The organism is Rothia endophytica, assembly GCF_039543885.1.
GTDB classification, from domain to species: domain Bacteria; phylum Actinomycetota; class Actinomycetes; order Actinomycetales; family Micrococcaceae; genus Rothia; species Rothia endophytica.
On sequence record NZ_BAABKP010000001.1, the window covers coordinates 506,158 to 528,486 of the forward strand.

The 22,329-nt window shown below is 58.6% G+C and carries 17 protein-coding genes and 2 riboswitches; of the genes, 15 read left to right on the forward strand and 2 right to left on the reverse strand.

The window, feature by feature from the left end; translation table 11 throughout:
- Positions 1 to 2 precede the first annotated feature (2 nt).
- Together ABD982_RS02305 and moaA are read right to left on the reverse strand one after the other, a co-directional pair.
- The gene (locus tag ABD982_RS02305) at positions 3 to 269 is read right to left on the reverse strand and encodes a MoaD/ThiS family protein (protein WP_251379260.1); all 267 of its coding nucleotides are present in this window, start codon (positions 267 to 269) and stop codon (positions 3 to 5) included.
- Between the two features lies 1 nt (position 270).
- Positions 271 to 1,434, reverse strand: coding sequence for a GTP 3',8-cyclase MoaA (gene moaA, locus ABD982_RS02310; RefSeq protein ID WP_345444241.1), 1,164 nt, complete (start codon positions 1,432 to 1,434; stop codon positions 271 to 273).
- A 196-nt stretch (positions 1,435 to 1,630) separates the two neighbouring features.
- Here moaA and modA point away from each other — a divergent pair, with 196 nt between their 5' ends.
- From modA to ABD982_RS02385, 15 genes are all read left to right on the forward strand, one after another.
- Positions 1,631 to 2,371: a molybdate ABC transporter substrate-binding protein gene (modA, locus tag ABD982_RS02315; RefSeq protein WP_251379693.1), complete on the forward strand. Its 741-nt coding sequence runs from the start codon at positions 1,631 to 1,633 to the stop codon at positions 2,369 to 2,371.
- A gap of 9 nt (positions 2,372 to 2,380) precedes the next feature.
- Entirely contained in the window at positions 2,381 to 3,211 is an 831-nt protein-coding gene (locus ABD982_RS02320) for an ABC transporter permease (RefSeq protein WP_345444244.1), read from the forward strand.
- The gene (locus tag ABD982_RS02325) at positions 3,208 to 4,563 is read left to right on the forward strand and encodes a molybdopterin molybdotransferase MoeA (RefSeq protein ID WP_345444248.1); all 1,356 of its coding nucleotides are present in this window, start codon (positions 3,208 to 3,210) and stop codon (positions 4,561 to 4,563) included. Before ABD982_RS02320 ends, ABD982_RS02325 begins: the two co-directional genes overlap by 4 nt.
- 82 nt (positions 4,564 to 4,645) lie before the next feature.
- Complete coding sequence (gene moaC / locus ABD982_RS02330) at positions 4,646 to 5,137, forward strand: cyclic pyranopterin monophosphate synthase MoaC (RefSeq protein WP_251379692.1); 492 nt, start codon at positions 4,646 to 4,648, stop codon at positions 5,135 to 5,137.
- 2 nt (positions 5,138 to 5,139) lie between these two features.
- On the forward strand, positions 5,140 to 5,643 hold the full coding sequence (locus ABD982_RS02335; protein ID WP_345444252.1) for a MogA/MoaB family molybdenum cofactor biosynthesis protein: 504 nt from the start codon (positions 5,140 to 5,142) through the stop codon (positions 5,641 to 5,643).
- The gene (locus ABD982_RS02340) at positions 5,633 to 6,130 is read left to right on the forward strand and encodes a molybdenum cofactor biosynthesis protein MoaE (protein WP_251379255.1); all 498 of its coding nucleotides are present in this window, start codon (positions 5,633 to 5,635) and stop codon (positions 6,128 to 6,130) included. Before ABD982_RS02335 ends, ABD982_RS02340 begins: the two co-directional genes overlap by 11 nt.
- 21 nt (positions 6,131 to 6,151) lie before the next feature.
- On the forward strand, positions 6,152 to 7,393 hold the full coding sequence (locus ABD982_RS02345; RefSeq protein ID WP_345444256.1) for a ThiF family adenylyltransferase: 1,242 nt from the start codon (positions 6,152 to 6,154) through the stop codon (positions 7,391 to 7,393).
- Between the two features lie 110 nt (positions 7,394 to 7,503).
- On the forward strand, positions 7,504 to 11,223 hold the full coding sequence (locus ABD982_RS02350) for a nitrate reductase subunit alpha (RefSeq protein ID WP_425570002.1): 3,720 nt from the start codon (positions 7,504 to 7,506) through the stop codon (positions 11,221 to 11,223).
- Complete coding sequence (gene narH / locus ABD982_RS02355) at positions 11,223 to 12,857, forward strand: nitrate reductase subunit beta (RefSeq protein WP_345444262.1); 1,635 nt, start codon at positions 11,223 to 11,225, stop codon at positions 12,855 to 12,857. The genes ABD982_RS02350 and narH overlap by 1 nt, the downstream gene beginning before the upstream one ends.
- A gap of 6 nt (positions 12,858 to 12,863) precedes the next feature.
- Positions 12,864 to 13,682 (forward strand): nitrate reductase molybdenum cofactor assembly chaperone, encoded by an 819-nt coding sequence (gene narJ / locus ABD982_RS02360; protein WP_251379251.1) that lies wholly within the window; start codon positions 12,864 to 12,866, stop codon positions 13,680 to 13,682.
- A complete protein-coding gene (gene narI, locus ABD982_RS02365) occupies positions 13,679 to 14,461 on the forward strand; it encodes a respiratory nitrate reductase subunit gamma (protein ID WP_251379250.1) in 783 nt (260 codons plus the stop codon). Before narJ ends, narI begins: the two co-directional genes overlap by 4 nt.
- A gap of 42 nt (positions 14,462 to 14,503) precedes the next feature.
- A complete protein-coding gene (locus ABD982_RS02370) occupies positions 14,504 to 15,727 on the forward strand; it encodes an MFS transporter (protein WP_251379249.1) in 1,224 nt (407 codons plus the stop codon).
- A gap of 225 nt (positions 15,728 to 15,952) precedes the next feature.
- Positions 15,953 to 16,064, forward strand: a riboswitch (glycine riboswitch).
- Between the two features lies 1 nt (position 16,065).
- Positions 16,066 to 16,182: riboswitch (glycine riboswitch) on the forward strand.
- Positions 16,183 to 16,239: 57 nt separating this feature from the next.
- Positions 16,240 to 19,074, forward strand: coding sequence for an aminomethyl-transferring glycine dehydrogenase (gene gcvP / locus ABD982_RS02375; RefSeq protein ID WP_345444269.1), 2,835 nt, complete (start codon positions 16,240 to 16,242; stop codon positions 19,072 to 19,074).
- A 204-nt stretch (positions 19,075 to 19,278) separates the two neighbouring features.
- Positions 19,279 to 20,397 (forward strand): glycine cleavage system aminomethyltransferase GcvT, encoded by a 1,119-nt coding sequence (gene gcvT, locus ABD982_RS02380; protein WP_345444271.1) that lies wholly within the window; start codon positions 19,279 to 19,281, stop codon positions 20,395 to 20,397.
- Positions 20,398 to 20,565: 168 nt separating this feature from the next.
- Positions 20,566 to 22,011, forward strand: a complete 1,446-nt coding sequence (locus tag ABD982_RS02385; RefSeq protein ID WP_345445745.1) for an L-serine ammonia-lyase — start codon at positions 20,566 to 20,568, stop codon at positions 22,009 to 22,011.
- Positions 22,012 to 22,329: the final 318 nt, after the last annotated feature.

The following is a 22,329-nucleotide window of genomic DNA, read 5'->3' on the forward strand; positions in this document are numbered from 1 at the left end:
GTTTACCCGCCGGCAAAGGGAGGCAGAACGTCAAGACGCTGGACGTCCTCCAGCGATGCATCTGCCGGGGAAGCCTGCCCGTCGAGCAAGAAAGAGCACTGGGGCAGAATATCTGCCAGACTCTGGCCTGAGGGGGTGGTGCCGGTCAATGTTTGTCTCAGGTGATCGAGCAGGGCTGCCAGCGTGGGTTCAGGTAACTGAGAAATCTGGCACTGGGTTTCTGCCGCACCGGCAGCAGCGCGTGCCGCTGCAAAAAAATGAATCTGCATTTTAGCCTCCGATAGCGCTCATACTGCGAGCGGGTTGCTGAAAATCTGCTGACTCAAAACCGGCTGAGTCCTTGCCGTGAGCCTTGGGCTTGCCCCACATGGCATCGCGCCAGATCTGTGCAAACTCCTCATCGGTGATGCCGGCTCTGAGCGCTGACAGAAAATCGGTTTCTGTCAGCGAGAAGAGGCAGGATCGAATCTTACCGTCTGCGGTAATGCGAGTGCGGGTGCAAGCGGCGCAGAAAGGCTCGGTCACCGAGGCGATAATCCCCACCTGGCCTAGTGCCGGTGCATCTGTTGTCTCGCTGCCTTCAAGCGCGGCCTGGGTATCGGTAAAGGTGCCCTTGGGGTACACATTCCATAACTGGGCTGGAGACGAACCCCGCGGCTTCTCAAAGGGTGCCAAATCAACGTCAGCCAGCAACTTCTCACGAATCTCACCGGCAGTAATCGTGCCCTCGCGGGTCCACCGGTGGTCAGCATCCAGAGGCATCTGCTCAATGAAGCGCAACTGGTAGTTACCGGCAAGAGCCCATGCTAGAAGCTCCCCACCTTGGCTGTCATTGATACCGGGCATGAGTACAGCGTTAATTTTAATGGGGTGCACGCCTGCTGCCGCTGCGGCATCCACACCCGTCAGTACCTCCGCCAGTTTGTCCCTGCGGGTCAGCTCGGCAAAGGTCTGAGGGCAAATGGTATCGAGAGAAACGTTGATACGGGAAAGGCCGGCTTCTTTAAGGGCACCCACCTTCTTTTCCAACCCAATACCGTTGGTTGTCATAGAAATCGGCAGGTTGGGGTGGGCACGGTGGATCCGCGAAATAATATCGACCAGATCTGCACGTACCAGCGGCTCACCACCGGTAAAACGTACCTCTTCAACGCCAAGTAGCCGAACGCCAACATCAGCAATACGGAAGATTTCCTCGGCACTCATGAGGCTGGCACGAGGCAACCAGTCTAGACCCTCTGCGGGCATGCAGTATTGACAGCGCAGATTGCACTTATCTAACAGTGAGATACGTAGGTCACTAGCAACTCTGCCCCAGCGGTCAGCTAACCCTCCGCGGGTGGGCGCGCCCGGAGTAGAGGATCCCCGCCTAACAACCGGGATGCTGGCCCCCAGGGGGACAGACCCGGTAGAAGCATTGGATAAGTGTGCCATACCTGCGCTTTCATAAATCTGGTATTGAGAATGTAAAATAAAGCCTAGCTAAACTAGTGCCGCAACACCACTTCATACCACCCTACCGCGGATGCCCAGTTCCGGCGCAAGATAACCTTTCAAGGATAGAACCATCGAAACCTCCGCCCTGCTCAAAAATTCGCGTCTGCTCGCCGGCGCTGTCGCCGTCACCGTACTGGGACTTTCAGCCTGCAACAGCTCAGCGGATCAGGGTGCCGGCGCACAGCAGAGCGCGACGGTAGAGGTTTTTGCCGCGGCCTCCCTCAACAACGCCGGTGCCGATCTTGAAGCCACCTATGAGAACGCCAACCCCGGGGTTGATATCATCTTTAACTTTGCCGGTTCCTCCAAGCTGGTACAGCAGATTCAAGAAGGTGCCACCCCCGATATGCTGATTACCGCTGATGCTCCCACCATGAGCGGCGCCATCGAGAAGACCGAGGAACTGAAGGGGGTCAGCACCGAAGTCATCGCCACCAACGCTCTGGTCCTTGCCACTGCTCACGGTAACCCTGCAGACATCAGCGCTCTGGATGATCTCACCCGCCAGGGAGTCATCACCGCCCTCTGCGCTGCTGAGGTGCCCTGTGGCAAACTTGCTCACCAGGAGCTAAAGGGCAAAAATATTGTGCCTGCAACCGTAACCGAAGAGGCAAACGTGACCGATGTGTCCACCAAGGTCGCCACCGGTGAAGCAGATGCCGGCTTCATCTACACCACCGATGCCGCCTCCATCAAGATGCAAGGCCAGGACATCACCGTGCTTGAGCTACCCGCCTTGGAACGCAACGCCTACCCCCTGGCAGTAACCAAGAGCGGTTCTGTCAATGATGCCGCCAAGAGCTTTGCTGACTGGTTGGCGCACTCTGACGAGGCTTCTGTAATCATGACCGACTACGGATTCACCACCGCCTAAGCTAGAAACGTGAGCAAAACCAGCGCCTTTAGATCCGTACCAGGATTCCTGCTAGCCCCATCACTCCTTGCCTTTCTTGTAGTGCTGGGGCCCATGCTGGGTCTGTTCACCCGTATACCCTGGGCGGACGTCCCGGCTTTGTTCGCTGAACCGGCCATGCTACAGGCAGCCCGGTTATCCATTGTGACTGCCACCGTCTCAACCCTTATCTGCGGTCTCCTGGGAGCACCCACCGCCTTGATTCTGACTAAGGTACTGGCGCGTAGCCGCTTTGCCTCCTTCACCTTCCCCCTTTATTGCCTGATTTATGCGCCGGTGATTTTCTCCCCGGTGGTTTCTGGTCTGGCGCTTATCTTCTTTTGGGGCCGGCGCGGGGTGCTGGGTTCTTGGCTGACCGAAATGGGAATCTCGGTGGCCTTCAGCCCCCTTGCGGTTATCCTGGCCCAGGTTTTTGTTGCCCTGCCTTTCTTCGTAGCAACTGCCGTCACCACCTTGCGTGCCCTGCCGGTCAGCTATGAGGAAATAGCTCTGGTGGAGGGCGCCAGCCCCGCTGAGGTGACGCGCAAGGTTCTGCTACCGCTGGCCGCCCCCGGTTTGCTCACCGCTTTTTTGCTCTCCTTCGCCAGGGCGCTGGGCGAGTACGGAGCCACCGTCACCTTTGCCGGCAATGTTGCCGGTGCTACCCGCACCATCCCGCTCAATATTGAGTTGGCACTCAGCTCTAACCACATGGACGCCGCACTTGGCTCCGCTCTGATGCTGATTAGTCTCTACATCCTTATTCTTGGCACCCTGGCGCTTGCCACCTGGCTGCGCCGTCTGAAAGGAGCTAGCCTGTGAACCCCCTACCCACCTTTCCCCGCCAGAGCACGGTGAGCCCTACTGATTACCGCCACCTGATTGAAGCGACCCTAGCTGCCACCGTGCAGTGCAGGAGCGAAAAGCTCCCTCTGGTTGAGACCTCCGGTAGGGTGCTAGCTCAAGATTTGCGTGCGCTGCGCTCAGTGCCGCACTTCGATAACTCCCAAATGGACGGTTATGCCCTCACAGCCCTGGGCGCTGCCAGAGATGACCGCACCTTCATAGTGGGCGCAGACGTACCCGCAGGGTCTGATGCTCGAGACCTGCCCATCAGAGACGATATTGCCTACCCGATTATGACCGGCGCGCCGCTACCTGCCGGTTATGACGCTGTGGTCCCGGTGGAACGCTCCCGGGTCTTGACGGGGGAGCAGGACGCCGCAGGCTTTGCTCAGCGGGGCGGGCAGATTGACCTGCCGCGGGCAGCTTTTGGGGACTTTGTACGCCGGGTGGGTGAGGACATCGAAGCCGGTGAGCTACTGGCAACAGCCGGCTGCCCAATCACCTCGGCCCTGATTGGCGCACTCGCCTCCCAAGGAATCGGTTCCCTCAAGGTGCGCAGCAGCCCCAGAGTGGTATTGATTACCGGTGGGGATGAAATCACCTTGGATACTGAAGCCGCCCCCGAAAGCGGCAAAATACTGGACGCCAACGGCCCCATGCTCTGCGCACTCGCCGGAGCTGACGGCGCTGAAACTCAGCGGGTGGCTATCGGAGACTCTGTTGAACAGCTGGTGGGAGTTCTCACCCGGCTAGTGCTCACCTGGCGCCCTGACTTTATGATTACTAGCGGCGGTATCAGCCACGGCAAATACGAGGTGGTACGACTAGCTCTCACCGCCATGATGGAAACTAAGGACGCCCGGGTGCAGGCAGAGCGCACCTGGTTTGGGCACGTTGCCCAGCAACCTGGTGGCCCTCAGGGGCTGTCCCTGCTACGGGCCACTTCCCAGGAGCAGGACGGCAGTGCCCATCTGGTCCCGGTGATTTCATTGCCAGGCAACCCGGTCAGTACCCTTGTCTCCTATGTAGAGCTGGTGCGCCCAGCTCTAGCCCAACTCACCGGTAGGGTAGCACCCCAGCCCCGTCACGGCGTCCTGGCACTAGCGGAAGGGGAGGAGCTACAAGCCCCGGAAGGTAAAACTCAGTACCGGCGAGCGCGTCTTGAGCGGGTCTTTGAGAGCGACGGAACGGTGCGCACTCTGCTGACCCCTGATCCATTGACTGGCTCCCACCTGCTGCACCGGGCAGCCACCGCCCAGGTGCTGGTCCAGCTAGACCCGGGGGTCACCTACCGTAGCGGGGACGTTGCCTTCTACCTTCCGCTCTGACCCGGGAACGCCTCTGCCTTAATGAAGTATCATGGATACTAAATTTCACCGCCTGACCACCTCAATCTGCTCTAAGGACTCCATGACTACCCCAGAACCTCAGGCACACCTTACCCACGTCCGCACTGACGGTAGCGCTCACATGGTGGATGTCACCGATAAGGCGATTACCACCCGCACCGCTGTTGCTGAAGGTTATGTGATCACCAGGCCCGATGTCATCGAACAACTCTTTGACGCCACCCTGCCTAAGGGTGACGCTCTGCCCGTAGCCCGCGTTGCCGGCATCATGGGGGCCAAAAAGACCCCCGAAATTATCCCCCTCTGCCACCCCCTGCCCCTGGGCAAAATTACGGTGGACTTCCAGCGGATGGAGGACCGGGTACGTATTGAAGCGCTGGTGAAGACCACCGGAGTCACCGGTGTAGAAATGGAAGCCCTCACCGCTGTATCTACTGCCTCCCTCACGGTCTTTGACATGATTAAGGCAGTCGATAAGCAGGCCACTATCACAGGTCTTCGAGTGCTAGAAAAAAGCGGCGGAAAATCGGGCGATTGGTCGGTGGAGCGCTAATCATGGGTAAAAATTACACACTGCCCGAGGGGCTGACCGGCTTAGTCATCGTTGCCTCAACTCGAGCTGCCCGCGGAATCTACCGCGATGAATCCGGCCCTGTGGCGGTTGAATGGTTGCGGTCCCGAGGCTTTGAGACCCCTGAAGCGGTCGTGGTAGCTGACGCTGATTTTGGCCCCTACTTTGATGGGCTGGTTGCCGCAGGAAACCTGCCTACCTTCATTCTCACTAGCGGTGGAACCGGGCTGAACACCGATGACATGACCGTTGAGGCCGTGCGTGCCCACCTGGATAAAGAAGTGCCGGGCATGATGCATGCTTTCTGGGCGCAGGGGCTGAACCACACTCCCACCGCCGTGCTCTCGCGTGGCGTTGCCGGTGTAATTGGGCGTAGCTTCATCATGACCCTACCCGGCTCTAAGGGTGGGGTGAAGGACGGCTGCACCGTATTAGACCCCCTGGTCACCCATATTTGCCGCCAGATGGAGGACTACCATGACCACTAAAGACGCCAACCCCTACGCGGACAGCCCGCTTGAACCTCACGGTTCAACCGTGGTGCACACCGCTATCACCGAAGAACCCCTGGAGCCACTACTCGCTGCAGCCAAGCGTCAGACCATGACCCAGCAGATGGGTGCACTGGTGATCTTTGACGGTATTGTGCGCAATCACGACCACGGGCAAGCGGTCGCTGCCCTCAGCTATTCTGCTCACCCGCAAGCCCAAGACTTTATGGAGCGCACCGTGCAAGGTGTTGCCGATCAGCTAGCAGGTGTGCGGCTTTGGGCTGTGCACCGCGTGGGCCCCATTGCTATCGGTGAATCAGCCCTCACCGTGGTGGCGGCTGCCGCCCACCGAGGACTGGCATTCACCGCCTGCGAGATGGTCGCTGACCGCATTAAGGCAAATGTGCCCATCTGGAAAGAACAGGAACTGACCGACGGCGCCGTGGAATGGGTGGGGATCGACACCCCACCGGCCGCCCGCTAACCACCACGGAGATAAGACACCATGACCGCACCAGCTGACTTCAGCCCCCTGGAATACAAGCTCTACGGGCGGCAAATGATTCTGCCCGAGCTAGGCCAGGCTGGGCAGCAGAAACTTAAGGACGCCAAGGTGGCAGTCATCGGCGCAGGGGGTCTGGGTGCTCCTGCTCTGCTTTACCTGGCAGGTGCCGGGGTGGGCACCGTGGTGCTAATCGATGATGACGAAGTAGAGATTTCCAATCTGCACCGGCAGGTTATTCACTCCTTCGCCCGGGTGGGAACCGCCAAGGCAGACTCGGCTGCTCAAACCATGCGCGAACTTAACCCCACCATTAGGGTGCAGGTGTTCAAAGAACGTCTCACCGACGCTAACGCAGACAGCCTCCTACAGGGAGCAACCGTTCTGATGGACGGTAGCGATAACTTTGCCACCCGATACGCTGCCTCCCGAGCTGCCGCCCGCGCCGGTATTCCTCACGTCTGGGGCGCAATTTTGGGCTTTGACGCACAGATGAGCGTCTTTTGGCGCGATCAAGCACCCGTCTATGAAGATCTTTACCCGGTAGAGCCGGCCCCCGGCTCGGTGCCCAACTGCGCCACTGCCGGCGTCATCGGGGCGCTCGCCGGGGTGGTGGGTACCTCCATGGCGATGGAAACCATCAAACTCATCACCGGTGTCGGCCAGCCACTCACCGGGCAGGTTGGCTACTACACCGGACTAACTGGAAGGTGGGAATACATCCCCTTAGTTGCTTTACCTCGGGAGCCTGCTAAGGCCTCAAAGGCACCTGAGCCGAAGCTAGACAAGAGGCCTACGCTCGATGAGCCTCAGAACGCCACTCAGGGTCTGGTTCGTGATGCATCTCAGACCACCACCCAGCAACCAAAAAACCTTAGTGATATATCTAACATTTTTAGGGTGGGTGAGGCCAGCCCCTATGGCCTAGATATTACTTTTGACGACTATTTCGACAGCGGTGACTTCGCCGGGGTACCTCTCATTGACGTCCGTGAGCCGCATGAGTTTGAAGCGCTTTCTATACCGGGAGCCATCAACCTGCCCCTGTCGGTTATTGAGTCGGTGGGCGAAAACCGCAGCATTGACCAAGAAATAGAGCGGGTTTTGCTGGAAAAACAAGCTGCTTACGCCCTTTACTGCGCTGCCGGCGTCCGCTCGCGCACCGCCGCACAAAAACTTCTCACCCTGGGCTACGGCAACCTCTATAGCCTCGAAGGAGGACTCTCAGCCTGGCTTGCCCGCTAGGGGAAAGCATCCCAAAGCTTGAACCGTAAAATATTCGCCCCTTTGCTCCTGAATTAGGACAGATTTTAATTCGGTATTTTGTGTGCGAATATTTCGGTAGAGTGATGTTCATGACTCAGCAGGCATCACACACCGCGGGCCCTGACGGCCCTCTCACCGACAAACTGATTAAATTCGGTAAGTTCTTCACTAAGTGGGACGAAACCGACGACGGCCGTGCAGCTTTCTTGCAGGGCGGTCGTCAGGGCGATATCTTCTATCGCAACCGCTGGAGCTATGACAAGGTTGTCCGCTCCACCCACGGCGTGAACTGTACAGGCTCCTGCTCCTGGCAGGTCTTCGTCAAGGACGGCGTCATCACCTGGGAAGCCCAGGCAACTGACTACCCGACCATTGGCCCTGACCGCCCTGAGTATGAGCCCCGCGGCTGCCCCCGTGGCGCAGCCTTCTCCTGGTACACCTACTCACCGACCCGCGTGAAGTACCCCTACGTCCGCGGTGTCCTGCTCGAAATGTACCGCGAAGCCCGCGCCCGCCTGAACGACCCCGTGGACGCCTGGCACTCCATCGTTTCTGACCCTGAAAAGCGCCGCCGCTACACCTCAGCACGCGGTAAGGGTGGTCTGGTGCGCGGCACCTGGGCAGAAGCCCTTGAAATGGTAGTTGCAGCTCAGATCCACACCATCAAAACCTACGGGCCTGACCGTAACATCGGCTTCTCGCCCATCCCCGCTAAGTCCATGGTCTCCCACGCCTCTGGCGCTCGTTACATCGAGCTGATGGGTGGCGTTATGACCTCCTTTTACGACTGGTACGCCGACCTGCCCGTCGCCTCACCTCAGGTTTTCGGTGACCAGACCGACGTGCGCGAATCAGGTGACTGGTGGGATGCCACCTACCTGATGATGTGGGGCTCTAACATCCCCGTCACCCGTACCCCTGACGCCCACTGGATGGCTGAGGTACGCTACCGCGGTACCAAGGTAGTCTCGGTTTCCCCGGACTATGCCGATAACACCAAGTTCGCCGACGAATGGCTCCCCGCCCAGCCCGGCACTGACGCCGCTCTGGCGATGGCCATGGGCCATGTCATCCTTAAAGAAAATTTTGTGGACCGCCGCGTGGAGTTCTTCGAGGACTACACCAGTACCTACACCGACTTCCCCTTCCTGGTCACCCTGGAAACCCGCGAAGACGGCACCAAGGTGCCCTCCAAGTTCCTGACAGCAGCTATCCTGGCAGAGCACAAAGAGGTTGCTGACGCTGCCTTCAAGACCGCCCTGCTCAACCGTGAAACCGGCGAGGTCGTTGTGCCCAACGGTTCAATGGGCTACCGCTACAACACGGAAGACGAAGGCAAATGGAACCTGGATCTGCAGGGCGTCAAGCCCGCTCTGTCCATCCTTGATCTGCCCAGCGGTAGCGAAAAAAACGTTGAGATTCTGCTCCCCGCCTTCGACGAGCCTTCGGGTCGCGGCAAGGTAGTGACCCGTGGCGTCCCCACCATCACCGTTGAAGGCTTTGAAGTCACCACTGTCTTTGACCTCATGCTCGCCCAGTACGGGGTAGGCCGCGACGGTATTCCCGGCCAGTTTGCTACCGGCTTTGACGATGCCAGAGTGCAGTACACCCCTGCTTGGCAGTCAGAAATCACCTCGGTTCCCGCCGAAGCTGCGATCCGTACCGCCCGGGAATTCGCTCAGAACTCCATTGACTCTAAGGGCCGCACCATGATCATCATGGGTGCCGGTATCTGTCAGTGGTACCACGGCGATGCTACCTACCGCTCCATCCTCGCTCTGCTCATGATGTGCGGTGCTGAGGGGCGTAACGGCGGCGGTTGGGCTCACTACGTGGGACAGGAAAAGGCTCGCCCCATCACCGGTTGGGCTCACATGGCTAACGCCCTGGACTGGTACCGCCCGCCGCGCACCCAGGCTGGCACCAGCTTCTGGTACATGCACACCGATCAGTTCCGTCAGGATGGCTACTCCTCCGAGGCCATGCAGTCCCCACTTGCTAAGGGTGAACTCAAGGGTGTTCACACCGCTGACCTTCTGGCTCGTGCCGTGCGCATGGGGTGGACTCCCTTCTACCCCCAGTTCCCCGAGAACCCTCTAGAGCTGGCTGAAAAGGGCGCCGCTGCCGCAGCAGCTGGCACCGCAGAATCACCGGCTGACTACGTTGCTCAGCGTCTGAACTCAGGCGACCTGGAATTCTCGGTAGAGCACCCCGATGCGCCGGTCAACTGGCCCCGCACCCTCATGCTCTGGCGTAACAACCTGCTGGGTTCATCAGCTAAGGGTGAGCAGTACTTCCTGCGCCACCTGCTCGGCAATGAGAACTCCAATATTAGCGAGGACGCTGAAACCCGCCCCTCAGAGGTGCGCTGGGAAGAGGATGCCCCGGTCGGTAAGCTGGACCTGCTGGTAACCACCGACTTCCGTATGACCTCATCCACCCTGTCATCCGACATCGTTTTCCCCGCTGCCACCTGGTACGAGAAGTACGATATTTCCTCAACCGACATGCACCCCTACATCCACGCCTTCTCACCTGCGATCAGCCCGCCTTGGGAAACCAAGACTGACCACCAGGTCTTCAAGGAACTGGCTTACGTCTTCGCGAAGATTGCTAAGAAGCACCTGGGCGTGCGTAAGGACCTGGTCTCGGTGCCCTTGCAACACGACACACCCGGCCAGATCGCCCAACCCGGTGGTCACGCACCCGACTGGAAGAACAAGGGGATCAAGGGTATTCCGGGTAAGAACATGCCGGTCTTTGCCGTGATTGAGCGCGACTACGGTGCCCTCTACGACATGTACACCTCGGTAGGGCCCCTGCTCTCGAAGCTGGGCACCACCACCAAGGCGGTCACCGTGGACGTCAACGACGAGCTAGCAGTTCTGGCTGAAGAGCACGGTGTGATGGGCACCGGTAAGGGTGCAGGTCTTCCTGCCCTGGATACCGACGTCAAACTGGCCGATACTATCCTGGCCCTCTCCGGCACCTCCAACGGCCCTGTGGCCCTCAAGGGTTTTAAGGCTCTGGAGAAGCGCGTGGGCAAGAAGATGCATCACCTGGCAGAGGGTAACGAAGAGAAGCGCATCCGCTTCCGCGATACCCAGGATCGACCCGTTCCCGTCTTCACCTCACCCGAGTGGTCAGGTAGTGAAACCGGCGGACGCCGCTACGCACCCTTCACCCTCAACATTGAGCAGCTCAAGCCCTTCCACACCCTCACCGGTCGCATGCACTTCTTCTTGGATCACGACTGGATGAGCGAGATGGGCGAGCAGATGCCGCTCTACCGCCCGCCGCTGGATATGCACAACCTCTTCGGTGAGCCCGAACTGGGCGAAACCGGTGACTTGTCAGTGGCTGTTCGTTACGTGACGGTTCATAATAAGTGGGCTATCCACTCCTCCTACCACGACAACCTCTACATGCAGACCCTTTCACGCGGTGGTACCCACGCCTGGATGAGCCCGCAGGATGCAGAGAAGATTGGCGTCAAGGACCACGACTGGATCGAGTGCGAGAACAACAACGGTGTCTTCGTTGGCCGCGCTGTTGTCTCCCACCGAATGCCTGAAGGCGTTGTCTACGTGCACCATGCCCAGGAACGCCTGGTCAACGTGCCCAAGGCAGAACGTACCGGGCGCCGCGGCGGTATTCACAACTCCGTCACCCGCATCCTGGTCAAGCCCACCCACCTCATCGGTGGTTACGCTCACCTTTCCTACGCCTTCAACTACCTGGGCCCCACCGGTAACCAGCGTGATATTGTTTCCCGAATTCGCCGCCGCAAGCAGGAGGTAACCTACTAATGCGCGTCATGGCACAAGTTTCTATGATTATGGCACTCGACAAGTGCCTAGGCTGTCACACCTGTTCTGTGACCTGTAAGCAGGCATGGACCAACCGTGCTGGCACCGAATACGTCTGGTTCAACAACGTTGAAACCCGCCCGGGTCAGGGCTACCCTCGCCGTTACGAGGACCAGGAGAAGTGGAAGGGCGGCTGGACGCTGAATAAGCGCGGACGCCTGGAGCTCAAGAGCGGTAACCGTTTCAAAAAGCTCTTTACCCTCTTCGCCTCACCGGTTCAGCCCGAGCTCTCGGACTACTACGAGCCCTGGACCTATGACTACGAGAACCTGACCAGTGCACCTCTGGGGGACGATTTCCCCACCGCTAAACCTAAGTCGCTGATTACCGGTGAGGACACCTCGATTGAGTGGGGCCCCAACTGGGACGATAACCTGGGTGGCTCCAGCGAAAACGGTCACCTTGACCCGCTGGTTGAGAAGGTACGCCAGCAGTCAGAAGAGAAGATTAAGTTCGAATTCGAACGCACTTTCATGTTCTACCTGCCCCGTATCTGCGAGCACTGCCTCAACCCCTCCTGCATGGCATCCTGCCCTTCAGGTGCTATCTACAAGCGCGAAGAGGACGGCATCGTTCTCGTGGACCAGAACCAGTGCCGCGGCTGGCGTCAGTGCATCACCGGCTGCCCCTATAAGAAGATTTACTTCAACCACAAGAGCGGCAAGGCAGAGAAATGTACTTTCTGCTACCCTCGCATCGAGCACGGTATTCCCACCGTCTGTGCTGAGACCTGTGTTGGCCGTATGCGCTACATCGGTATCTTCCTCTACGACGCCGACCGCATCACCGAGGCTGCTTCAGTGCCCGATGAAAAGCAGCTCTACCAGGCCCAGCTAGACATCATGCTGGATCCTTTTGACCCCGAGGTCATTCGTGCGGCCAAGGAGCAGGATATCCCTGATTCCTGGATTCAGGCAGCTCAGAAGTCACCGGTCTACAAGCTGGCTAAAGAATGGAAGATTGCCCTTCCTCTGCACCCCGAATACCGCACCATGCCCATGGTCTGGTACGTTCCTCCGCTCTCACCCATCATCGACCTGCTCAAAGAGCAGGGCCACGATGCTGAGAGTCAAACCAACCTCTTTGGTGCCATCGACTCCCTGCGTATTCCCGTGGAATACCTGGCAGAGCTCTTCACCGCTGGCGACACCACCATCATTACCGATGTGCTCAAGAAGCTGGCTGCCATGCGTGCCTACATGCGTGACATCACCCTCGGTGGTACCGGCAACGAAGAAATTGCTTCTCAGGTAGGTATGACCGGCGCTGAAATGTACGAGATGTACCGTCTCATGGCGATCTCCAAGTACGAAGAGCGCTACGTCATCCCCCCTGCACACATGGAAGATGCCCATAACCTCGAAGAAATCGGCTGCTCGCTCGATACTGACGGTGGCCCCGGCATGCTCTACGATAGCGCCTTCAACGATCCTGGTGACCGCCCCGTCCCCGTCTCGGCAGGTAGCTACGCTAATCAGGCACGCCAGGATGGCAAGGTCAATATCTTCATGTGGGATGGTAAGACACACCCTGAGGGTATGTTCCCCGATACCAGCGGCAGCAAGAGGGTCTAGTTCTTCATGGCTGGATTTTTCTCTCAACTCCTGAAGCGGAATGCAGTTGAGGCCCTACCTCAGTTGCCCGCCTCGGGCGACCCCTTTGACATGGACTGGGGGAGCGGCCAAGAGCTGGACGCGGTGACCTACCAGGTCACCTCCGTTCTGCTCCGCTACCCCAGCGAAGAAACCCGGGCGCTGCTACCAGAACTCCTAGAACTGGCAGCAGAGACCGGCAACGAGCAGTTCCTGACCGGCGTCCGCGCTGTACAAGATTGGTACGCTACCTCATCCCTAGAAGAGATGCAGGCGCACTACGTGCAGGAGTACGACCTTTCCCGCCGCCATTCTTTCCATCTGTCCTACTGGACTGAGGGCGATACCCGCCGTCGCGGTGAAGCCCTGACCCGTTTCAAGCAGATGTACCGTGACTCAGGTATGGTTACCAATCTGCAGGGGGAGCTGCCCGACTACCTGCCCATGGTGCTGGAATTCACCGCACTGGTGGATGCCCGAGCTGGCCGAGCAGCCCTGCAAGCCTACCGCCCATCCCTAGAGCTACTGCGTCTGGCGCTACGCGATGATGAGCTGCCCTACTATGGGCTAGTTGAGGCAGTATGCCAGAGCTTGCCCGGGGTTTCACCCGAAACCCAGGCTGAGGTTCAAAATATGGTCAACGTTGGACCTCCCAAAGAGGATGTCGGGCTAGCTCAGCTTCCTGCTAGCGACCCGCGCCTCCTACCCCTTCTTCTGCCACATGAGCAGAGACCCGGTGCCCGGGTGGGCGCCGATAAAACAGCCCCCTTCGCCGCACAGCGATCACAGAACGGAGCCCACCAGTGAACCTAACACCCCTTGATTACTTCCTCTGGGGTATCTTCCCCTACATCACCCTAGCAATCGTCATTGGTGGCACCATCTGGCGCTACAAGACAGACCAGTTTGGTTGGACCACCCGTTCATCGCAGATGTACGAATCCAAGTTGCTGCGTATCGCCTCGCCCATGTTCCACTACGGCATCCTGGTCGTCCTGGTAGGGCACATCGTTGGTCTAGTGATTCCTAAATCCTGGACCGACGCTGTGGGTATCTCCGAGTACTTCTACCACCTGAACGCACTGTGGCTTGGCTCTGTCGCAGCGGTAGCTACCCTCGTTGGCCTCTTCGCCATGATTTACCGCCGCCGCACCTCAGCTACCGTTTTCCGGGCTACCACCTGGAACGATAAGTTGATGTACGTGGCACTGGCGAGCGCCATTGTGCTGGGTTCAGTAGCAACCCTCTTCAACGCTCTGGAGATCGAGGGTGAGCATAACTACCGTGAGACCGTGTCGGTCTGGTTCCGTTCCATCTTCTACTTCAACCCCAATGTTGAGGCGATGGCTAACGCGACCACCTCCTTCCACATTCACGTGATTGTTGCCCTACTACTCTTCTGCCTCTGGCCCTTTACCCGCCTGGTGCATGCCTTCACAGCGCCGCTCCACTACATCTTCCGCCCCTACATCGTTTACCGTTCCCGCGGCAAGCGCAACCACCAGCGCGGCTGGTCACCGGTAGGCACCGCGGATTCGGTGAACAAAGACGCCAAGCGTGTTGAGCGTCAGCATCACCACTCCTAAAAAATTTCATACACACCATTTGTTCCTAAGGATCTATACACTATGAGCACTCCCGCAGTCGCAGAACGCGACCCGCAGCTCAAAGGTCAGCTGAAGTACGTCATCATGGCAGCCTGTGCTTCTATGATTGGTTTCTGGGGGTGGACCATGATTGGCCCCCTGGCTAAGTACTACACCGAAACCTACGGCCTGACCGAAGGGCAGCGTTCCCTACTCATCGCTATGCCCGTTATCGTAGGCTCTATCGCCCGTATCCCGGTAGGTGCCCTGACTGACCGCTACGGCGGACGCATCATGTTCACCATCATGCTGATCTTCACAGGCTCCATGGTGCTGGTGACCGGTCTGGTAGGTCAGATGGGTAACTTTAACCTGCTGCTAATTGCTGCTTTCTTTCTTGGTATCGGCGGCTCAATCTTCGCTGTGGGTATTCCCTTCTCTGCCGCATGGTTTGAGCCCCATCGCAAGGGCCTTGCAACCGGTATCTTCGGTATGGGTATGGTGGGTACTGCTTGTGCTGCATTCTTCAACCCCCGCATGCTCAACGCTTTTGGCTACTTCCCAACCCACCTCATCATGGCTTGTGTCGCTCTGACCTACGCCGTCATCGTCTGGATTTTTATCCGCGACTCACCGGTCATGAAAGCTCGCACCCCTGAGCCCGTAGTGCCCAAGATTATCAACGTTTCTCAGAAGCTCATCACCTGGCAGCTTTGCTTTATCTACGCCGTCGGCTTCGGTGCTTTCGTTGCTTTCTCTAACTTCCTCTCCACCTACACCCAGAAAATCTACGATTTTGACCCGGTAGCTGGTGGCACCTTTGCGGCTATGTTCGCTGTCTGCGCTGTGATTGCGCGCCCCTTCGGCGGTGTGGCAGCAGATAAGTTTGGCGGCAAGAACACCACCATCCTGGTCTTCATCGCTATGGCTGTCCTTGGTTTCTTCGTGGCTCAGGCTCCCGCTTCGACCACCGTGAACACCGTGCTTTTCATTGCGCTGGCACTCTGCGTAGGCTTCTCTACCGGTACCCTGTACGGCTGGTTGGGTAAGGCCTGCCGCCCGCAGGACACCGGTACCATCTCCGGTTTGGTCTCGGCCGCTGGTGGCCTGGGTGGTTACTTCCCGCCGCTCATCATGGGCGCAGTCTTTACTGATTACGGCGACTACTTCTGGGGCATTATGTTCTTCGTTGGAGCCTGTGTAGTTTCTGTACTGGTATCCCTCTGGATGGAAAACGATCGCCAGAAGGCAGCACTTGCCGCCTAATCTGATGCTTCCCGGCTCGTTCTGAAAAGGACGGCGGGGTGTCACCTCCCTTTTACAGTAGGGGAGCGGCACCCCGTTGTCTTTTCTGTTTTCCTTTTTGTTGCGGTTTTGAGGTGGCTTAGCCAAAAGGGGATAAGCCTGCCTGGAGCAAAATCCTTGGAAGGCGCCCCGTATGGTGCGGGCCTGTAACATGTGGCACAATAAGGAGGGAAACAAATAGAGCCGTTATGCTAATGCGGGAGAGACCGGAAGAGTCGTGGTTGAGGGACTGCGCCCCGGCGCCGAAGGAGCAAACCCTCCCCGGGAAACTCTCAGGCAAATGTACCGCTTAGATATGGCAACTCTGGAGACGGCGCTAGTTTGGCGCCAACCGAAGGGGCAAAATCTGCTTGCACACCCGCGCGTGATGGGTGGTGCGCAGACTAAAACTCTCAGGTTTTAACAGAGCGGGGAGGACACCCACCTACCCAAGCAGGGTAGGCAGGCTTACCGAGAACGCTTTGGAGTGTCCCATGTCATTCATCGACCGTCACCTTGGCCCCCGTGGGCGCGAGACCGAAACCATGCTCAGCACCCTGGGCTACGATTCATTGGCTCACCTCATTGACGAGGTGATTCCCTCCAACATTCGCTTGGACGGCGACCTAGATTTACCAGCTCCTCTGAGCGAGCTGGAAGCTCAGAAGAAAATTGCTAGCTATGCCGCTCAGAACCAGGTGAAGCACCAGATGATTGGTGCCGGCTACTATGACACCATCACCCCTGCGGTCATTCGCCGCAACATTCTGGAGAACCCCGGTTGGTATACCTCCTACACTCCCTACCAGCCAGAAATTTCTCAGGGTCGCTTGGAGGCTCTGCTGAACTTCCAGAACACCGTCATGGAACTGACCGGTCTGCCAGTAGCCAATGCCTCTTTGCTCGATGAAGCTACTGCCACTGCTGAGGCTGCTGTGCTCATGCACCGGGCTAACCGCAAGGTCAAGAACGGTTTCTTCGCCATTGACTCCCGCGCTCTGCCCCAGACACTCTCAGTAGTTCGAGGCCGTGCTGAAGCTCTTGATATTCCTTTTGAAGTCACTGACTTCAGCCAGGGGCTTCCCGAAGGCGACCTCTACGGCGTCATCCTCGCAGCCCCCGGTCACGATGGTGAAGTGCGAGATATTGAACCTCTGATTAAGGAAGCCAAGGAGCGCGGCGCACTGGTTACTGTTGCCGCTGATTTGCTTTCTCTCACCCTGCTGACCAGCCCCGGTTCCCTGGGTGCCGATATTGCTGTGGGCTCCACCCAGCGTTTCGGCCTGCCTTTCTGGTACGGCGGCCCCCACGCTGCTTACATGGCGGTCACCAAGGGCATGGAACGCAACCTGCCTGGCCGTCTGGTCGGCGTCTCTAAGGACTCTGCAGGTAAGCCCGCCTACCGTCTGGCGCTGCAGACCCGCGAACAGCACATCCGCCGTGAGAAGGCGACCTCCAACATCTGTACCGCCCAGGCACTGCTAGCCATCGCAGCGGGCGCCTACGCGGTCTACCACGGCCCCGAAGGTCTGCGCGCTATCGCTAACCGCCTGCACGATAATGCAGCCCGCGTGGCGACTGCCCTGGTCGCCACTGGTCTCACCCTGGTCCACGAGAACTTCTTTGACACCGTTGCATTCGAGGCTCCCGGCCGCGCTGACGAACTGGTCGCCAAAGCACTAGAAGCTGGCGTGAACATCCGCAAGCTTTCCGCCGACCGCATCTGCCTATCCATCGGTGAATCCCACTCCGAAGAGGTTCTGGATGCCCTGGTCAATGCCCTGGGTGGAACCCTGGACGAGGCTGAAGGCTACGAGCTGCCCAGCGAACTGTTGCGCACCGATGACTACATGAGTCACCCGGTCTTCCACCTCTACCGTTCAGAGACCTCCATGATGCGCTACCTGCGTGCACTCTCTGACAAAGACCTAGCGCTGGACCGCACCATGATTCCGCTAGGTTCCTGCACCATGAAACTCAACGCCGCAGCTGAGATGGAACCCATTTCCTGGCCCGAACTCGCCGGTATCCACCCCAACGTACCCGCTGATCAGGCTCAGGGCTGGAAGGCACTCATTGATGAGCTGTCTAACTGGCTGGTTGAAATCACCGGCTACGATGCTATCTCCCTGCAGCCTAACTCAGGTGCCTCTGGCGAATACGCCGGTCTGCGCGCTATTCGCGCCTACCACGAGGCCAATGGGGACACCCAACGCACCGTCGTATTGATTCCCAACTCGGCTCACGGCACCAATGCTGCCTCCGCTGCACTAGCAGGACTGGGAGTTGCCGGCGTTGCTACTGCCCCCGACGGTTCCATTGACGTTGAGGATCTTAAGGCAAAGATCGAAAAGTACGGCGACACCATCGCCGGCATCATGATCACCTACCCCTCCACTCACGGTGTTTTCGAAGAGCAGGTCGTAGAGGTTTGCCAGCTGGTTCACGACGCCGGTGGACAGGTCTACGTTGACGGCGCTAACCTCAACGCCCAGATGGGTCTGGCGCAGCCCGGTAAGTTCGGTGGCGACGTATCCCATCTGAACCTGCACAAGACCTTCGCTATTCCCCACGGTGGCGGCGGCCCCGGCGTCGGCCCCGTAGCTGTCGGTGCCCATCTGGAGAAGTACCTGCCCGGTAACGGCTTCGAAGCCGATGCAGAGGGCAACCTGGCAGCACCCCTGCCCATCTCCCAGGCAATGTTCGGCTCAGCCGGTGTACTTCCCATCTCCTGGATGTACATCGCTATGACCGGTGCAGAAGGTCTGCGCGAATCATCCGAAATCGCCATCCTCTCTGCCAACTACATCGCCAAGAAACTAAGAGGCCTCTACCCCGTACTCTACGCAGGTGAAACCGGCCTGGTAGCCCACGAATGCATCCTTGACCTGCGCCAGCTTACCGCGGACTCAGGCATCACCGCAGAGGACGTCTGCAAGCGCCTCATGGACTACGGCTTCCACGCCCCCACCCTATCCTTCCCCGTACCCGGCACCCTCATGGTCGAGCCCACCGAGTCAGAATCCCTGGCAGAGCTAGACCGCTTCATTGAAGCAATGGAACACATCCACGCGGAAATCCAGGAAGTCATCGATGGGACTGTTACCGCTGAAGAATCAGTTCTTCGCCAGGCGCCCCACACCGCCGAGGTTGTCACCGCAGACGAATGGGACCGCCCCTACCCCCGCTCCCAGGCAGCCTACCCCGTGCCCGCCCTACGCCTGAACAAGTACTTCACCAGCGTAGGCCGCATCGACGGCGCCGGCGGCGACCGCAACTTCGTCTGCGAATGCCCGCCCATGGAAGCCTTCGACCTCGAAGCTAACTAGGTATCCAACACTTGGATATGGCTTTTCACAGGTACTAATACTTCGCTGAAAGAGAGAGCGGCGGCAAGCCAGGCCCTCTCGCCCGGTTCGCTAACGCTCATGAGGCGATTGGCGCCAGACCCGACCAGCTTGCCGCCGCCCTCTCTGTCAGCTCCCACACCTGTGAACCGTCTCAATTATTCTTCAGTCCCGAAAGGTTCAATCATGACTCCCAAAAAAACAGCTCTCTACACCGTCCACGAACAGCTTGGTGCTTCCTTCACCGACTTCGGCGGCTGGGATATGCCCCTGAAATACACCAACGACGTTGAAGAGCACAAAACCGTACGCAACGCAGCCGGTCTTTTCGACCTTTCCCACATGGGTGAATTCCGCGTCAAAGGTGCCGACGCCGGCGCCTACCTGGACTACGTCCTACTCTCCAACATGTCCATCCTCAAAGTTGGCAAGGCGAAGTACTCCCTGCTGCTCAACGAAGATGGCGGGGTCATCGATGACCTCATCACCTACCGCCTGGCAGACGACGAATTCCTCGTCGTCCCCAATGCCGCCAACGTCGATGTAGACTTTGAGGCTTTCCAAGAACGTCTGGGCGATTTTGATGTCACTCTCACCAACGAAACAGCTGATACCTCTCTGGTCGCAGTACAGGGTCCGGCAGCAGAAGCCATCCTGCTGGACATGGCACCGGACTCTCCCGAAACCATCACCTCCATGGGCTACTACGCGGCAGCCCCCGTACTCTTCGGGAACATTCAGACCCTGGTCGCCCGCACCGGCTACACCGGCGAAGACGGCTTCGAAATCTACGTACCCAACCAGGATGCCGAGGCCCTCTGGAACCTGGCAGCCACTCGCGGCGAAGCCCACGGCGCCCTTCCCGCCGGCCTGGCAGCCCGCGACTCCCTGCGCCTTGAAGCCGGCATGCCCCTGTACGGCCACGAACTTGGCCTAGACATCGCACCCGCAGAAGCAGGCATGGGCAAACTGGTAGAAATCGCCCTCACCAAGAAAACCGCCGACTTCGTAGGTAAAGAAGCAGTAGCAGCACAGGCAGAGAATGCCCCCGCCCGCACCCTCATTGGTCTCAAAGCCCAGGGTAAGCGCCCCGCCCGTGCCGGTTCGAAGATTGTTGACGAAGCAGGCAACTCCATCGGAGAAATTACCTCTGGCATTCCCTCACCCACCCTGGGCTACCCCATCGCGCTCGCTCTGATGAACACCGAGCACGCGCACCAGGGCACCACGGTAAATGTTGACATTCGTGGCAAGGCAGCCCCCTTCGATATCGTGCCGACCCCCTTCTACCAGCGCGAAAAATAAGCCCTAGACCCCCATCCAAAGCGCGCCTATCAGCCCACCGATAGGCGCACTTTTGGCTACCCTTTCCCGTATCACACCAAAGGTTTCACCGTGGACATCGACTTCGTACCGGACTTCTCACCGACCGCCCGCCAGGAGGCTGACAACGCCCAAAGCCAGGCTGAAGCACTGAACTATGACATCAGCGTCTTTGACCTCTTCTCAGTCGGTATCGGCCCCTCCAGCTCCCATACCGTGGGCCCTATGCGAGCCACCAACCGCTTCATCGCCGAACTCATCGACACCGGCTCCCTGAACCAAGTCACCGGCATGCACATCGACCTTTACGGTTCCCTGGCCGCCACCGGCGCCGGGCACGGCACCATGAGCGCTGCCATCAAAGGGCTAGCTGGTTTCGTGCCAGAAACCATCAACATCGCTGATTCCGAGCTGTTCCTCGACCGCAACTCGGTCGACGGCACCCTGCCCCTGGCAGGCTACCCCTCTGAAGCTTTTGCTAACGGCGCCCCCGCCACCGACCTTCCTCAGACCACCGGGCCCAACATCAGCTACCGTGAAGCTGACATCACCCTACGTCCACTCACCGTGCTACCCCGGCACACCAACGGCATCAAGGTCACTGCCTACGCGGGGGAGCGCACCCTGCTAGAGCGCACCTATTTCTCCATCGGCGGCGGCTTTATCATCGAAGAACACGAGGACGCCGCCGGGGCAAACGGCCTCACCAGTGCCCCCTACCCCTTTGGATCTGGCGCCGAACTGCTGGATATGGCAAACACTGCTGGGCTTTCCATTGCAGCCCTCAAGATGGAAAACGAGAAAACCGAACGCACCGAAGACGAAGTGCGCCAGGGCATCCTCGCCATCCGTCAGGTCATGAAAGAGTGCATCGGCTCATCCTTAGAGCGCGTGGGTTACCTGCCGGGGCCCCTCAAAGTTCGTTGCCGCGCCGGAGCCTGGCACCGCGACCTCTTAGCAGAAGATCCCCGCAAGTCACCAGAATTCGCCATCGATTGGGTCAACCTCATAGCCCTAGCCGTCAACGAAGAAAACGCTTTCGGCGGGCGCATCGTCACCGCACCGACCAACGGCGCATCCGGCATTATCCCCGCCGTGTTGCACTACGCTCTCAACTACCTCCCCACCATCCGCCACCGCGGTCAACACGTCATCGACGATGCCGTTGTGGACTTCTTCCTCGCCGCTTCCTCCATCGGAGCCCTCTACAAAAAACGCGCTTCGATCTCAGGCGCTGAAGTCGGTTGCCAAGGCGAAGTAGGCACCGCCTCATCTATGGCCGCTGCTGGTCTTGCCCAGGTCATGGGTGGTACCAATGAACAGATTGAAAACGCTGCAGAGATTGCCATGGAACATAACCTCGGTCTCACGTGCGACCCTGTCGGCGGTCTGGTGCAGATTCCTTGCATCGAACGCAACGCTATGGCAGCCTCCAACGCCGTTACCGCCGCCAAAATGGCGCTACGCGGCGACGGACACCACCGCGTCTCCTTGGACCAGGTCATTGAGACGATGCGGCAAACCGGGGAGGACATGTCCCACCGCTACAAGGAAACCTCCATGGGTGGACTAGCGGTCAACGTCGTTGAATGTTAATATTCCTGCTTTGCTACTTGGGCCAACGAGAACGCAGGCGGACGCACGCACCCCAGCTCCTGAAGCAACGACTTGGGTCGAAGTTTGCAAAAAGCGGCTTTATTAGATATAGACAAACGTGCACACATTGCTGTAATGTAAATATTTGCGCTTCCCTAATCTTCTGTGCCTTCATATAGCGGTGGGCTGGTTGTAACAGGATAAAACGTACGTTTCTAACCTCTTTCAGCAATCTAGTCTCACCGGCACAGCACAGGTGTCCGAGAAGGGCTTTTTTGTATTTAAGGGAAGAAGGGCGTGCACCCTGGTGGGGGAGCG